The sequence below is a fragment of the Flavobacterium sp. K77 genome (assembly GCF_021608205.1).
GTDB classification, from domain to species: Bacteria; Bacteroidota; Bacteroidia; order Flavobacteriales; family Flavobacteriaceae; genus Flavobacterium; species Flavobacterium turcicum.
In genome coordinates, this window is record NZ_JAKIHO010000001.1 from 911,904 (window position 1) to 926,322 (window position 14,419).

Consider the following 14,419-nt stretch of genomic DNA (forward strand, 5'->3'; position numbering starts at 1 on the left):
ATTGTTTTTTTAGGAGCTGTTTCCCGCTATTCGCTGTATCACTTGTGTTCGCTAGCGCTACCACAACTGGATGCCGCTGCTATCGGGGCTAGGGAGTAGGTTTCTAAACACAACTAGTAAACGTTAGCCATTTACAATACCAAGCCTATTGGGCTACAAAAAATTAGAATTATGTCAAAAATATTGATTATCGAAGACGAAGCAGCAATACGCAGAGTGCTGTCTAAAATTCTTTCAGAAGAAAACGATTCCTACCAAGTCGATGAGGCTGAAAATGGAATTGTAGGTTTCGAAAAAATAAAAAACAACGACTATGATCTTGTTTTGTGCGATATTAAAATGCCAAAAATGGACGGTGTCGAAGTATTGGAAGCCGTAAAAATAATAAAACCTGAAATCCCGATGGTCATGATTTCTGGTCATGGCGATATGGAAACCGCAATCAATACCATGCGTTTGGGCGCTTTTGATTACATCTCAAAACCACCTGATTTGAACAGATTGCTTAATACAGTTCGCAATGCTTTAGACAAAAAACAACTCGTAGTTGAAAATAAAATTCTTAAAAAGAAGGTTAGCAAAAACTACGAAATGATTGGCGAAAGCGAAGCCATCAACCACATCAAATTGATGATTGATAAGGTAGCGCAAACCGAAGCTAGGGTTTTAATCACCGGGCCCAACGGTACCGGAAAAGAATTAGTTGCGCATCAATTACACGAAAAAAGTGAACGTGCAAACTTTCCTTTAATCGAAGTAAATTGTGCTGCAATCCCATCTGAATTAATCGAAAGTGAATTGTTTGGTCATGTAAAAGGCGCATTTACTTCTGCCGTTAAAGACCGCGCTGGTAAATTTGAAGCAGCGGATAAAGGAACCATTTTTCTAGATGAAATTGGCGATATGAGTCTTTCGGCGCAGGCCAAAGTATTGCGTGCCTTACAAGAAAACATGATTACCCGTGTAGGTGCCGACAAGGATATCAAAGTAGATGTTCGTGTAGTTGCCGCAACGAACAAAGATCTAAAAACAGAAATCGCTGAGGGCCGATTCCGTGAGGATTTATACCATCGTTTGGCAGTCATTTTGATCAAAGTGCCAGCTCTTAACGATCGTCGTGATGATATCCCGATGTTGATTGCTCATTTTGCGGAAAAAATTGCATCGGAACAAGGAAACGCGGTTAAGAAATTTTCGGCAGCTGCTATCACGCTTTTGCAAGAATACGATTGGACCGGTAACATCAGAGAATTGCGCAATGTAGTGGAGCGATTGATTATCCTTGGCGGAAGCGAAATTTCTGAAAATGATGTCAAGCTATTTGCAGCAAAATAATTAAATAATTTAGAGGTTGAATCATTTAAAAATTAGTGAAGTAATCATTTAATTTTAAATTTTTGAATCTTTCAATATAAAAAGAATGAAATTAAAAAAAATAAACGAGACGCTGCAGCAAAACTTAATTGACAACGGGTTTTTAGAGGCAAATGACATTCAGAAGGAAACCTTTGGAACTTTAAAAAGTGGAGCCGACGCTATTATTGTTGCACCTGCTGGCAGCGGAAAATCGACTACCATTGTCATCAATGTTATTCAGCGTTTGGTGGGTTCAGTTGAGGAATCGCCACGCGCTTTAATCATTGTTTCTGATAAAGAAAAAGTGGTCGAAATGGTAGCGCAATTTGAAAAATTGGCTAAATATACCGATCTGGAAATATACGGAGTACACGACAAAGGCGACATGGATTACGATAAGAATTACATTTCGACTGGCATTGATGTCTTGATTGGTACACCAAATAAATTGAGTGAAATGTTTTCATCGGCAGGTTACAACGTGAACCGCTTGAAAATGTTTATTCTTGACGATGCCGACCCGATTTTGAAATTGCGTCACGAAACTAAAATCATGCGTATTTCGAACAGTATCGATAAAACCCAACGTATTATTTTCACTGAGCAGTTCACAGAACGAATTGAAATCATGGCCGAAAGAATGTTGATAGAGCCTTTTGAATTTGATTTTTATGAAGATGAGGATGAAGATGAAGAGGACGAAGATGAAGAATCTGAGGACAACGAGGAAGAAAATAATGACGATAATAAATAAATAGGAATAGCATGGGATTAATGAAAGTGTTTTCAGGAAGTGAAATTTTAGCATTGGCACTTAAAGAAAAAATTGAAGCAATTGGCGTAGAGACTTTGCTAAAAAATAATATTCAATCGGCACGTTTGGCGGGTTTTGGCACTACGGGACAAGCAGTCGAATTGTTTGTACAAGAAACAGAATTTGCAAAGGTAAATCCGGTTATCGAGGAATTCCGAATGAGTATTTAAATCATTGAAAAAAGGCAGAATGAAATATAAAATGCTGGTTTTAGACCTAGATGATACGTTGCTTACGGATGCGCATACCATTTCAAACGAAAATAAATTAATGCTTGAAAAAGCAAAAGCGTTAGGTGTTCATATTATTTTGGCTTCGGGCAGACCTACTCCTGCAATGGTGCAGTTTGCTGAGGAATTACAATTGCAGGACTCTTACATGATTTCGTACAACGGCGCTGTCATTACCGATTTAAAAACTGATACCGTAATTTTTGAACAAACGCTAAGTCAAGAACAAATTCATGAGTTGTATGCCTACAGCCTAAAAAGCAAAACGCATATTATCACTTACTTGAATGGCGAAATTATAAGCGAAACCGACTCGGAATACATTGAAGTTGAAAAAAACATTACCGGTTTAGCTCATAATAAAGTGGCTCGTTTTACAGATGCAGTGCAATCATCGGCGGTGAAATGTATTTTGCTCGAGGAGCCTTCTTACTTGAAAGAAGTGGAGCAAGATTTAAAGGCTGCCATGCCACATTTGAGTGTGAGTATGTCGAAACCTTTTTTTCTGGAAGTAGCCCAAAACGGAATAGATAAAGCAGCAAGTATTAAAATCTTGGCTGAAAAATTAGGCATTCATCAAAGCGAAATTATCGCGGTTGGCAATGCTGGCAACGATTTAACTATGATTGAATATGCCGGCTTAGGCGTGTGGGTTGACAATGTTGATCCTGAATTACGCTCTAAAGGTGACGCTATTGTTGCCTCGAATAACAATCACGGTGTAGCCGAGGTGATTCAAAAATACATTTTGGTGTAAGCTATTGCACCATTTTTTTTAAACCATTAAGAAATTAAGGGATTTAAGATTTGTTCTTAAACTTAATTTTTTAATGGTTTTTATTTTTAAAAAATTGTGCATGTTTTTTTGTCATTCCGACGAAGGAGGAATCTTTATAAGGTTGGTTCCAGACAAACTTTTCGATGATTTTTTGCTGTTACATTCAGTTTTAAAAATTATCAGAATGAGAGTCTTCACAAAGCGAACCGGGACTTTTGAACCTTTACTCTTCAATCATTTTATTGATTTTTGGTTGTATGATCCATATACCAATAGGATAAAACCACAGGATGAAAAATTCCCCAGCAAAGTCGCCAAATTTCACTGCGCGTTGTAATTCAACAGTCTTAAATGTTTTTGCCACAAAATACATAGAATACAAAATACAAAAGATAGAAAACAAGTGTAGAGGGAATATGACAGCAAAGGAACCGGCAATAAAAGCAATATTTGGTTCAGGGTTTGCGGTGTCAAATCCATCTATTGCAATGTTAAAAAAAAGCATCAACAGTACTAGATAAACTAGCGGAATAAAAAAGAAAATTTTAAACTTTTTCACTTTCATGCTTATGTCTTGAGGTACTTTTTTTTGCAACCCAATTGCTACAGACCAAAACCAACCAAACAATATCGCCATAAATAATAGCATAATTAGTGGAAAGAATTTCATGTAACTAAAAATTATGGTTGGGTCAGGAGTGGTTTGCGTTGCTATTGTTGCAAATATTGTACTCATCAATATTATTTGAAAAATTAACGGAATTCCGAAGGTCAAAATAAAAAGTTGCCAATGTTTTGCTTTTAAAAATCGTTCAGTCATTTTGAGGTTTGGTTTGGAGTTGGTAATTTTTTCGATTTTATTTTATACCACTGTACTTATAATTATCAATATTATAAGTCCAGTAAAAGTCAAAATGTAATCTAGAAGATTTAATTTTCTATTGTCCTTTGGAGAAAACCATGCCGCCATCATAAATTCTTGCTTCGTAGTAAGAAGGCTTAAAAATCTAAAAACTGTAAATATTATAATCATAGTCAATAGATTCAAGTCATAGTCGGCGAATGTACCTACTGCTGAATTGAAATCAGGGTTGCTTTTCAGCTGGTCTACAAGATACCATTGGGATATTCCAATTACAAACCAAATTAATGATATTGACGGTATACGAAGTCTTTTATAATACATTAAAAACAAGGAGGATGGCCCTCCAAAAGTCAACGCAAGCAAGATCATATTTATATTCTCTTGCCTTAGAATGGAGAATTTATATGAAACCCATATGAATGCACCAAAAAGCAAATATATTGAGACTACAACATAATCTATTTTATCAATTCTCGTTTCGTTCATTTTTAAAATTTACTCATAACGTTATGGAATTAAAGCTTGAAGCTCGCGCTAGCCAAGTGTTACCTAATGCTTGGACTAGCTGAGGTTTTAATGAAAAGTATTAATGAGTCTTTTAATCAATTCCCACGATATTATTATAAATATTACACCGACAAATAAATACGCTCGCCAAGAAGTCATTCTACTATACCCATAGCTATTATCTTCAGCACTATTATGATAATCTCGTTCTCTATCTTTACAGTAACTCTTATAAAACCAATATATCAGCGCAATAAGAATTAATTCAACACCGATTAAAATAAATATATTTTCGTCTTGAATAAATTTCGCTTCCTCCAATTTTTTTCAGCGGTTTAGGTTTAAAAATCTCTGCTAACTACTATATTGGAGGACAAACCCTCTCCAACTAAAACCAATTGAAAATGATTAGTAAATAGCACAATTAGTTTGCAATTACCAAATATAGAAATAATAATTTTATTACAAAAGCAATAATGTGTTTCTCTTGTTGCCGCCGTTTTGATTTGCAGTTTGTGCGCTCGCGTGAGGGATAGCAGCGGCATCCTTTATTTTTTTCTTTAAAAAAATAAAGATAGAGCGCATAGCCCGACCCGCAGTTTACGGAGGGTCACGCCCTGTTTAATAAAAATTCAATTCGGTGCAGTTTTCTCGTATTTGTTCGTAAATTTGCGCACGCTATTTTTTTGACAACGATTTCATTAGATAGCGCTTACTTATGGAAAAACGCAAAAAAGTCGCCTTTTATACTTTAGGCTGTAAACTCAATTTCTCAGAAACATCAACTATTGCGCGCAATCTTCAAGACGAGGGTTTTGATCGCGTTGATTTTGAAGAAGTGGCTGATATGTATGTGATTAATACGTGTTCAGTTACTGAAAATGCCGATAAACAATTCAAACAAGTGGTGCGTAAGGCCATGAAGCTCAACGATAAAGCTTTTGTAGCTGCGGTGGGTTGTTATGCGCAACTTAAACCCGAAGAATTGGCGGCTGTGGATGGAGTTGATTTGGTGCTTGGTGCTACCGAAAAATTCAAACTAGCCGATTACATCAATGATTTGTCTAAAAATGATATGGGCGAGGTGCATTCGTGTGAGATTGCCGAAGCTGATTTTTATGTAGGCAGTTATTCCATTGGCGATAGAACGCGCGCGTTCTTGAAAGTTCAGGATGGTTGTGATTATAAATGTACCTATTGCACGATTCCGCTGGCGAGGGGAATTTCTAGAAGTGACGAGTTAGAAAATGTATTGAAAAATGCAGCCGAAATTTCGAAACAAGGCATTAAAGAAATTGTACTTACTGGCGTAAATATTGGCGATTACGGTAAAGGGGAATTTGGAAATAAAAAACACGAACATACTTTTCTGGAATTGGTTCAGGCTTTGGATGAAGTAGACGGTATTGAGCGTTTGCGAATTTCGTCTATTGAACCGAATTTATTGAAAAACGAAACGATTGAATTTGTGTCAAAAAGCAGAACTTTTGTTCCACATTTTCATATTCCGTTGCAATCAGGCAGTAACGATATTTTGAAGTTGATGAAACGTCGTTACTTGCGCGAGGTGTACACGGAGCGCGTGAGTAAAATTCGCGAGGTGATGCCACATGCGTGTATAGGTGTGGATGTCATTGTAGGTTTTCCGGGTGAAACCGATGAGCATTTTCTGGAAACGTATCATTTTTTGAATGATTTGGATATTTCGTACTTGCATGTATTTACGTATTCGGAGCGTGATAATACCGAAGCTGCTGCTATGAGTGGCGTTGTTCCGGCAAATGTGCGTGCGAAACGTAGTAAAATGTTACGTGGATTATCTGTGAAAAAACGTCGTGCTTTTTATGAAAGCCAATTGGGAACGCAACGTAAAGTGTTGTTTGAAAGCGAAAATAAGGAAGGCTATATTCACGGATTTACTGAGAATTACGTAAAAGTAAAAACGCCTTGGAATCCGGAATTGGTGAATACCCTACACGATATCAACTTGACTCGAATTGATGAGGATGGCAGTGTGCGCATGGATTTTGTATCTGTGTTAGTGTAGGTTTTAAACATATAAGTCATTTAAGTAAAATAATTTTAAACCATTAAGGGGTTAAGTTCATTAAGTTTTAGGCTTAATTAACTTAACTCACTTAATGGTTTTTTGTACTAAAACGTAAGGTCATTTATAGTTTTTGATGATAATTTTTCGTCAGTTCGAGTATTTTTCGGTAGAAAAATGTATCGAGAACAAGAAAAATTTCATTAAAAACGATTCTTGATACAGGTCGCATCGCTGAGTGTGGCGAATCGAGAAGTTTGTTTTTTTTACTAAACAAAAAACACTCTTACTGTCACTTTCGAATAATTTTACCTAATTGGATTTTAATCAAGTTTAATTCTGTAACAACTAGTACTAATTGTGTAACAGACTGGGCGGTTGATTGAGGTACTTTTAAATTAATTAAAATTTAACCTTATGAAGCCAATTGTATGTATCCTTAGCGCCGTAGTTTGTTCTGTTTTGTTTTCTTGTAAAGAGCGCGCAGCAAGTTCTAAAGACAAAAATCAATCAGAAAAAATTACAACTAAAATAGAACGAAAAAAACCTGGTACAGTCACTTATAATTTTGAAAACACGAAAGAATGGCTAAAGAAATCTGGCAACGATAGCACTCAATTGCAGCTTGCTTATGCCATCAATAGAACAGACGCTGAGAATTTCAAAAAATTAGATTCGGTTATAGTTCCAAATGATTTTACTGGAGACATAGCCTATTATTTGCCTTTTCCGTTGAAGGTTTTGGCTTTGAAGGAAGTTGAAAAGATTATCTATTTTTCGTATCCCACACAAACTTTTGCTGCCTATGAAAACGGCGAACTAATTTATACCGGTCCAACGAATATGGGAAGGGAAAAAGATAAAACTCCAACAGGATTGTTTTTTACCAACTGGAAAGCTGAAGAAACAACCAGTACTTTTAACGACGAGTGGGATTTAAAATGGAATTTTAATATCGAGAACAAATTGGGTGTTGGTTTTCATCAATATGCTTTGCCGGGTTATCCAGCTTCGCACTCTTGTTTGAGACTTCAAGAAGCGGATGCCAAAAAACTGTATAGTTGGGCAGACGAATGGATACTTCAAGATGATCAAAATGTAAAAGTAAAAGGAACTCCTGTCATTGTTTTTGGAGCATATCCGTTTGGCAAAGCCAAACCTTGGTATGTTTTGGTTGACGATGCGAAAGGTTTACAGCTAAATGAAAGTGATATCGAAAGAGAAACAAAAGCACATATGAATACTATTTTAAAAGAACAGAAAAATAGAGCTACGCAACAAAATAAGGAATAGACCCAGCTTCTAAAAAAGAAAAAACCATTGAGAAAGCGATTTTAATTTGCTTCTCAATGGTTTTTAATTTTTATGCTTTAGTCTTTTAATTATTATGGATTAGTAGACCAAAGGCTGCTATTTTTTACAAACACGCGACGATTTAGTTTCAGTTGCGCGATTACGAGCTCTGCCATATCTTCGGTTTGCATTACTTTATCCGGATTTCCGTCGGTAAGTTTTAGTTCTTTGGCCATATCAGTAGCTACGGTGCTTGGGGTAAGAGCAGTAACACGAATGTTGTGTTTGCGCATTTCTTGCATCAATGAGTCTGTTAGTCCTAACAAGGCGAATTTTGAAGCGCTGTAAGCACTCGTCATTGCATTTCCGGCTAATCCAGCGGTTGACGATATGTTGATAATATCTCCAGTTTGTCTTTCAATCATGTTCGGAACAACGGCTCTCGTTACGTAATACGGTCCCATTAAATTCACTTGAATAATGCGTTCCCAATCGGTTGGCTCTAATTCTAAGAATTTTCCAAACGATGCTATACCTGCGTTGTTGATTAAAATATCAATAGCACCGAATTCGCTCAATGCTTTTTCTACAGCAGCGTTTACAGAGTTGATATCAGCAACATCTGCAGTAACAGCCAAAGCTTTTACACGTAACGACCGTACTTTTGCAGCTACACTGTCAATTTCTTCTTGAGTGCGCGCTACTAAAATTACGTTTACGCCTTCTTTGGCTAAAGCCAATGCAATTGCTTTTCCTATTCCTTTTCCGGCGCCGGTAACCAGTGCCGTTTTATTTTTTAAATCAGTCATTTGTTGTTTTTTTTAAAGTCAGTTTTTGAAAACTTGTAGTACAAAATTACCACGTTTCCAGCGGCTAAATGCATTTGATTTTTATTTTAATTAAATTTTAACGTGCGTGGAGCGAATTAAAAGTGAAAAATTCTAGCTATCTTTTTTTATTGACTCTCAATTTATAAATCGTGGTTTCTAAAACTTCGGTGTCATTATCTTCACAAAGTAAAAATTGTATTTTATCTGCATCATCTGCAAATAGTGTTAATCCTTCAAATTTATGGGTGTCGCTAATTTTTTGTGTGAATTTGATTTTCATGGTTTTTAGGTCGATGCTTCCAATTAAGCTACCTAAAACGGCGCCATCATCATATGTTGATTGCGTGTCTTCGGCAGAGGCCAAAAAATAAAGTTGATCACCAACTAAAACACCATCAGTAAAACTGGTTCGAACGCCCTTTATTTTGGGCAATTTGTAGCTGTTAGCTAGAATTTGAAAATCGTTGCTGAGGTTTTTGCCAGCTACGGTAAATAAGACGTTTTTGCCAGATTTGCCATTGCCACGATTTAATAAATAATAATTTTCTCCGTCGAAAATAGCGCCTTCGATGTTGAAATCTTCGGGATTGATCCCGCCAAAGTTTTGCATGACTGCATACAAATCGGTCAAGTCATTTGTGGCAATTACTTGTTTGGTATTTCCATTAAGGTGCACCATTTTATTTCGCTTTTCGGTAGAGCCGGAGCCAAAAATATAAAGGCTATCTTGGTAATGCGTTATCGCTTCAAAGTCGGCTTTGTCTTTTTTAGGAGTGTTTTCGGTTGGGTTTTCGACTAAAGGGTGGCGTTGTAATTCTTTGGATTGTAAATCGTATTGGTACAGGAAACCGCTGTTATCCCCAATCACATAGAGTGATGGATCTTGGTAAATGAGTCCTGATGCTGAGCCGATTCCGATGATTTGGCAAAGAATTTCGAGTGTGAATTTTTCCATGTTTTGTGATGTTGCAGTAAGGCCCTAGCCCTGATGGCAGCGGTATCTCCCGATTTAGAAAAACAAGGCTTTTTTGCCGTAGTTTTTATTTATCGGGAATATAGCGTACAGCAGGAAAAAGCTCCTAATAATTTGTTATATTTGAGAAGTAAAGATAAAATAAATACGATGAAGTTCATAAAGCCAGATGATTTTAGAGCAGTTGGACCAATTGATTTGGCTGCTATCCCAACGGAATTGCAGTATAAGATAAGCGATGACGAGAAAGAGGAAAAACTGAATGCGGTGCAGGCCAAGTTGAGCGCTTTGCAGGACGTGATGTATGCGCACAATCGTTATGGGGTGTTGATTTGTTTGCAAGGAATGGATACATCGGGTAAGGATAGTTTGATTCGGGAGGTTTTTAAGGAGTTTAATCCTCGTGGAGTGGTGGTGCACAGTTTTAAAACACCCAATTCGACTGAATTAGAACATGATTATTTGTGGAGGCATTATTTGGCCTTGCCCGAAAAAGGAAAGTTTGCCGTATTTAATCGCACGCATTTTGAGAATGTTTTGGTGACGAGAGTGCATCCTGAATATATTTTGAACGAGAATTTACCTGGCATAAATGAGGTGGCGGATATTACGCCTGAATTTTGGGAAAATAGGATGGAGCAAATTAAAAATTTTGAAAATCACCTGACTCAAAACGGTACGATTGTGTTGAAGTTTTATTTTCACATGAGTAAGGAAGAACAACGCAAGCGATTGTTGCGGAGGTTAGAGGAGGAGGAGCATCATTGGAAATTTTCGGCGGGAGACTTGAAAGAGCGCGAACGTTGGGACGATTACATGCACTATTACGAGGAAGCGATTACCAAAACAGCTACTGAAAATGCCCCTTGGTTTATCGTTCCTGCTGATGACAAAGCTATGGCTCGTTACATCGTAGCCAAAATTATTTGGGAAGAAATGCAAAAATATACCGATATCAAGGAGCCTGAATTAGATGAAAAAGTCAAAGCTAATTTTGAAACCTATAAACAAATGCTTCAAAAAGAGTAAACGCAAAAAAGGCACTGAGATCAAGCAGTGCCTTTTTTTATAACTAATTCAATATGATTGCGTCTTACAATTTGAAACCGTAAGCTAAACGTACTCCAACTTGTCCAACACCTCTACCTACGGTACCGTTGTTGTTGAGGCGGTCTAAATGATTATAGTGTGTGTAGTTCAATGATACGTCAATATATTTTGTTGCGTATCCGATACTTGGTGATAATAACAAAGAGGTTTTGTCTCTAGTATTGTCAACATTACTTACTGCAAATGCAGCACCTGCTTCACCCATTACATAAAACTGATCGTCCCAAATAAAAGCTTTGAAACCTGCTTTCGCTGGAATTAAACCTAAATCTTTTCCTTCTGTTTGTCCAGGAAATCCATCTGCTTTACTTTGAAATAAGTTAGTGTATCCAGTAGTTAAAGTCAATGAGTATCTTTTTGATAAATCATATTGTCCTCTAACATCGGCACCAAGTGCTAATTTGTAAGGATCGTTAGTAGAGTAACCTGCATTTAGTCCTACTCCTAAACGGAAACCTTGATCGTAATTTGTAGCTGCATTTTTAGTTTCTTGAGCTTGGGTTGTTGCTGTAAATATAAATGCCGCAGCTGCTAAAATTCCTGTTGTTACTTTTCTTGAGATTGTCATAATGTAATTTTTTTTATTAATTTTTTAATGATGTAGATGTGGTGATTGTTGCAACAAATCTACAGGACAAAGATAGACGGGCAGTGCGTTTAGCATGTTATAGAATTTAAAAGCATTGTTACAGAATTTGAGGTAGCCTTGTTTTTATGCAGCAATAGCTACTTATAATGGTAGCTGTCACCTGAAAATTGAAAGCTTCTAATTATCTTTGCACTCAAAAAAACACAAGTGAATTTATCTCAGTACTTTAAAGAGTTTTCATATAACATTAAATTGGCTTACCCAGTAATTTTAGGAATGCTTGGGCACACCTTAATCGGAATTGTCGATAATTTTATGGTGGGTAAACTAGGCTCTACGGAGTTAGCAGCCGTATCCTTAGGAAATAGTTTTATTTTCATCGCCATGTCGTTAGGAATTGGTTTTTCTACTGCCATCACGCCGCTAATTGCCGAGGCCGATGCAGAACAAAAAGAAGATAAAATTCGAGCTACCTTTCATCACGGTCTTCTGTTGTGTTCCGTTTTAGGTGTTTCTTTATTTATTTTAACCGTTTTATCAAAAGAGTTGATGTATTTGATGCACCAACCGGCAGAAGTAGCTGCTTTGGCTGCTCCTTATATTGATTGGGTAGCTTTTTCGTTGATTCCAGTAATTATTTACCAAGGATACAAGCAGTTTGCCGATGGATTGTCGCACACCAAATACTCGATGTATGCAATTTTCTTGGCTAATGTGGTGCACGTGTTTTTTAATTATGTTCTTATTTATGGTGTTTGGTTTTTTCCGAAACTCGGTATTTTAGGCGCGGCTTTAGGAACGGTACTTTCTAGAATTATGATGGTCGTTTTCATGCATTATCTAATGAAGAATAATCAAGTACTGAAAAAATACTTTGCCAACTTTAGTTATAAAGACATTCGACAGTCGATTTTAAAGAAAATAATCGATCTAGGAATGCCATCGGCGATGCAAATGTTATTTGAAGTAACTTTGTTTACAGCCGCTATTTGGTTATCAGGTTCGTTGGGTAAAAATAGTCAAGCTGCCAATCAAATCGCGCTAACGCTGGCCTCATCAACGTTTATGGTAGCCATGGGTTTAAGCGTTACAGCGATGATTCGAGTAGGGAACACCAAAGGCACGAACGATTATAAATACCTTGTGTTGGTGGCGCGTTCGATATTCTTATTGGCTATTATTCTGGAAATTATTTTCGGCTTAGTGTTTGTCGTATTTCACAACTATTTACCTCATTTATTCTTGAATATGTCTGATGTTTCTCAGCTAGTAGATAATGAGGAAATTATAAAAATCACAGCACAACTCCTTTTAATAGCGGCTATTTTTCAAATTTCTGATGGAATACAAGTCGTTGTGCTCGGTGCTTTGCGAGGTTTGCAAGATGTGAAAATACCCATGTACATTACGTTTGTGGCCTATTGGGTTATCGGGTTTCCTATTTCCTATTATCTAGGAAAGTATACAGAGTTAAAAGCGGTTGGAATTTGGATCGGACTTTTAGCCGGGCTAACAGCTGCTTCATTATTTTTGTATATTCGCTTTGCTAGACTGACAAAAAAGCTGATTTTGCAGCAAGACAAAAATTAAAAACAACAATTATTAAATAAAAATATTCATGGAATTACCAAAATTTTTACTAGGCGACAATACTGATTTCCCCGAAGATATATTCATTATTCACCTTGATTATCCGAGATTTATTATCAATTTGAAAGATGATGAAGTAGAGTTCATGGAAGAAGCGGAGGATTTAGACGAAGCCGAATTGAATACAGAAATGGAAGGATTAATCGTTCTTGCCAATGAGTTTTACGATCGTGAAATGGAGCGCTACGAAAAAGAGTAGGTTTTACTCTTTCTTAAAATACGTTTCTAATAATTTTTGAGCGGCTGCAAAAGGTGAAATTTCGTCATTTTGCACCGCTTTTTTAGTTACGGCCAATGATTGCTGAATGGCAGGATTGATGAAAAAATTCGATTTTAATTGTTCATTAATTGTTTCTAACATCCAGTATTGATTTTGTTCTTTACGTTTTTCAAAGAAATAATTGTTGCCTTTTGTCAGGGTTAAGAATTTTTCGATGGTAGTCCAAACTTCGCTGATTCCTTCTTGTGTTATGGCGCTACATGCTGCTGTTGTTGGTGTCCATCCTGATTTTTTGGCTGGAAATAAATGTAAGGCTCTATTGAATTCTACTTTGGCAAGATGAGCTCTTTTTACGTTATCTCCATCTGCTTTGTTGATGACGATAGCATCGGCCATTTCCATGATGCCACGCTTTATACCTTGTAATTCATCGCCAGCACCAGAAATTTTAAGCAATAAAAAGAAATCAACCATGCTATGAACGGCTGTTTCGCTTTGGCCAACGCCAACGGTTTCAATAATAATCGTATCAAAACCAGCCGCCTCGCATAGCGTTATGGTTTCGCGAGTTTTTCGGGCAACACCGCCCAACGTATCACCTGAGGCTGATGGACGAATAAAAGCTTTCTCGTCTTTAACCAAATCTTCCATGCGGGTTTTATCGCCCAAAATACTTCCGTGTGAGATCGTGCTACTAGGATCAACGGCCAGAACGGCTACTTTTTTCCCTAAACCAGTTAAGTATTTTCCAAAAGCTTCAATAAAAGTACTTTTTCCCACGCCAGGAACGCCTGTAATTCCAATTCGCACCGATTTATTGGCGTGTGGCAAGCAAGCTGTGATTACTTCATTTGCTTTCGCCAAATGAGCACTACTGGTACTTTCTACAAGAGTAATGGATCTACTCAAAGCAGTGATGTTACCATTCAAAATTCCAGCTACCAATTCATTAGCTGATGGTTGTAATTTTCTGAATTTTTGAATGTGTTGCACAGCAGATCCGCTGATGGTTTCAGGAGCGGGAATACCGGGTTTTTCGTGTAAGGCGCTAGGATGGAATTTTTTACTTGACAAAACTCTTTTTTATGAAAGTAAAAATACTAAAAATAGACGGTCTACGTGATTGCTTAAGCCTAAAATTAAGATGCTTTTTTATA

Annotated in this window: 15 protein-coding genes; 9 read left to right on the forward strand and 6 right to left on the reverse strand. The window is 37.0% G+C overall.

All coding sequences use genetic code 11. The annotated features are described in order from the left end of the window. Window positions 1–171: 171 nt before the first annotated feature. From L1S34_RS04035 to L1S34_RS04050, 4 genes are all read left to right on the forward strand, one after another. Window positions 172–1,335 (forward strand): sigma-54-dependent transcriptional regulator, encoded by a 1,164-nt coding sequence (locus L1S34_RS04035; RefSeq protein WP_236362919.1) that lies wholly within the window; start codon window positions 172–174, stop codon window positions 1,333–1,335. An 85-nt stretch (window positions 1,336–1,420) separates the two neighbouring features. Next, window positions 1,421–2,110, forward strand: coding sequence for a DEAD/DEAH box helicase (locus L1S34_RS04040; protein ID WP_236362920.1), 690 nt, complete (start codon window positions 1,421–1,423; stop codon window positions 2,108–2,110). A gap of 11 nt (window positions 2,111–2,121) precedes the next feature. Continuing rightward, entirely contained in the window at window positions 2,122–2,340 is a 219-nt protein-coding gene (locus tag L1S34_RS04045) for a DUF2007 domain-containing protein (RefSeq protein WP_166138547.1), read from the forward strand. Between the two features lie 19 nt (window positions 2,341–2,359). Then, window positions 2,360–3,157 (forward strand): Cof-type HAD-IIB family hydrolase, encoded by a 798-nt coding sequence (locus L1S34_RS04050; protein WP_210788341.1) that lies wholly within the window; start codon window positions 2,360–2,362, stop codon window positions 3,155–3,157. A gap of 244 nt (window positions 3,158–3,401) precedes the next feature. On the opposite strand, the gene L1S34_RS04055 is transcribed toward L1S34_RS04050, so the two are convergent. Together L1S34_RS04055 and L1S34_RS04060 are read right to left on the reverse strand one after the other, a co-directional pair. Then, a complete protein-coding gene (locus L1S34_RS04055; protein ID WP_236362921.1) occupies window positions 3,402–3,914 on the reverse strand; it encodes a hypothetical protein in 513 nt (170 codons plus the stop codon). 126 nt (window positions 3,915–4,040) lie between these two features. Next, on the reverse strand, window positions 4,041–4,412 hold the full coding sequence (locus L1S34_RS04060) for a hypothetical protein (RefSeq protein WP_236362922.1): 372 nt from the start codon (window positions 4,410–4,412) through the stop codon (window positions 4,041–4,043). Between the two features lie 856 nt (window positions 4,413–5,268). Here L1S34_RS04060 and mtaB point away from each other — a divergent pair. Both mtaB and L1S34_RS04070 read left to right on the forward strand, forming a co-directional pair. Beyond that, complete coding sequence (gene mtaB, locus L1S34_RS04065; protein ID WP_236362923.1) at window positions 5,269–6,597, forward strand: tRNA (N(6)-L-threonylcarbamoyladenosine(37)-C(2))-methylthiotransferase MtaB; 1,329 nt, start codon at window positions 5,269–5,271, stop codon at window positions 6,595–6,597. A 417-nt stretch (window positions 6,598–7,014) separates the two neighbouring features. After that, window positions 7,015–7,890, forward strand: a complete 876-nt coding sequence (locus L1S34_RS04070; RefSeq protein ID WP_236362924.1) for a L,D-transpeptidase — start codon at window positions 7,015–7,017, stop codon at window positions 7,888–7,890. Window positions 7,891–7,982: 92 nt separating this feature from the next. On the opposite strand, the gene L1S34_RS04075 is transcribed toward L1S34_RS04070, so the two are convergent. Beyond that, complete coding sequence (locus L1S34_RS04075) at window positions 7,983–8,699, reverse strand: 3-ketoacyl-ACP reductase (RefSeq protein ID WP_236362925.1); 717 nt, start codon at window positions 8,697–8,699, stop codon at window positions 7,983–7,985. Between the two features lie 136 nt (window positions 8,700–8,835). After that, window positions 8,836–9,675, reverse strand: coding sequence for a DUF6929 family protein (locus L1S34_RS04080; protein ID WP_236362926.1), 840 nt, complete (start codon window positions 9,673–9,675; stop codon window positions 8,836–8,838). A 168-nt stretch (window positions 9,676–9,843) separates the two neighbouring features. On the opposite strand from L1S34_RS04080, the gene L1S34_RS04085 reads away from it, so the two are divergent. Beyond that, the gene (locus L1S34_RS04085; protein ID WP_236362927.1) at window positions 9,844–10,722 is read left to right on the forward strand and encodes a PPK2 family polyphosphate kinase; all 879 of its coding nucleotides are present in this window, start codon (window positions 9,844–9,846) and stop codon (window positions 10,720–10,722) included. A 64-nt stretch (window positions 10,723–10,786) separates the two neighbouring features. Here the strand turns inward: L1S34_RS04085 and L1S34_RS04090 are convergent, their stop codons facing one another. Then, window positions 10,787–11,371, reverse strand: coding sequence for a hypothetical protein (locus L1S34_RS04090; RefSeq protein WP_236362928.1), 585 nt, complete (start codon window positions 11,369–11,371; stop codon window positions 10,787–10,789). A 228-nt stretch (window positions 11,372–11,599) separates the two neighbouring features. Between L1S34_RS04090 and L1S34_RS04095 the strand changes: the two genes are divergently transcribed. Together L1S34_RS04095 and L1S34_RS04100 are read left to right on the forward strand one after the other, a co-directional pair. Then, window positions 11,600–12,982, forward strand: coding sequence for an MATE family efflux transporter (locus L1S34_RS04095; protein WP_236362929.1), 1,383 nt, complete (start codon window positions 11,600–11,602; stop codon window positions 12,980–12,982). Window positions 12,983–13,010: 28 nt separating this feature from the next. Beyond that, a complete protein-coding gene (locus L1S34_RS04100; protein ID WP_086453598.1) occupies window positions 13,011–13,241 on the forward strand; it encodes a hypothetical protein in 231 nt (76 codons plus the stop codon). 3 nt (window positions 13,242–13,244) lie between these two features. Here L1S34_RS04100 and meaB read toward each other — a convergent pair whose 3' ends face one another. After that, complete coding sequence (meaB, locus tag L1S34_RS04105) at window positions 13,245–14,336, reverse strand: methylmalonyl Co-A mutase-associated GTPase MeaB (protein ID WP_236362930.1); 1,092 nt, start codon at window positions 14,334–14,336, stop codon at window positions 13,245–13,247. Window positions 14,337–14,419: the final 83 nt, after the last annotated feature.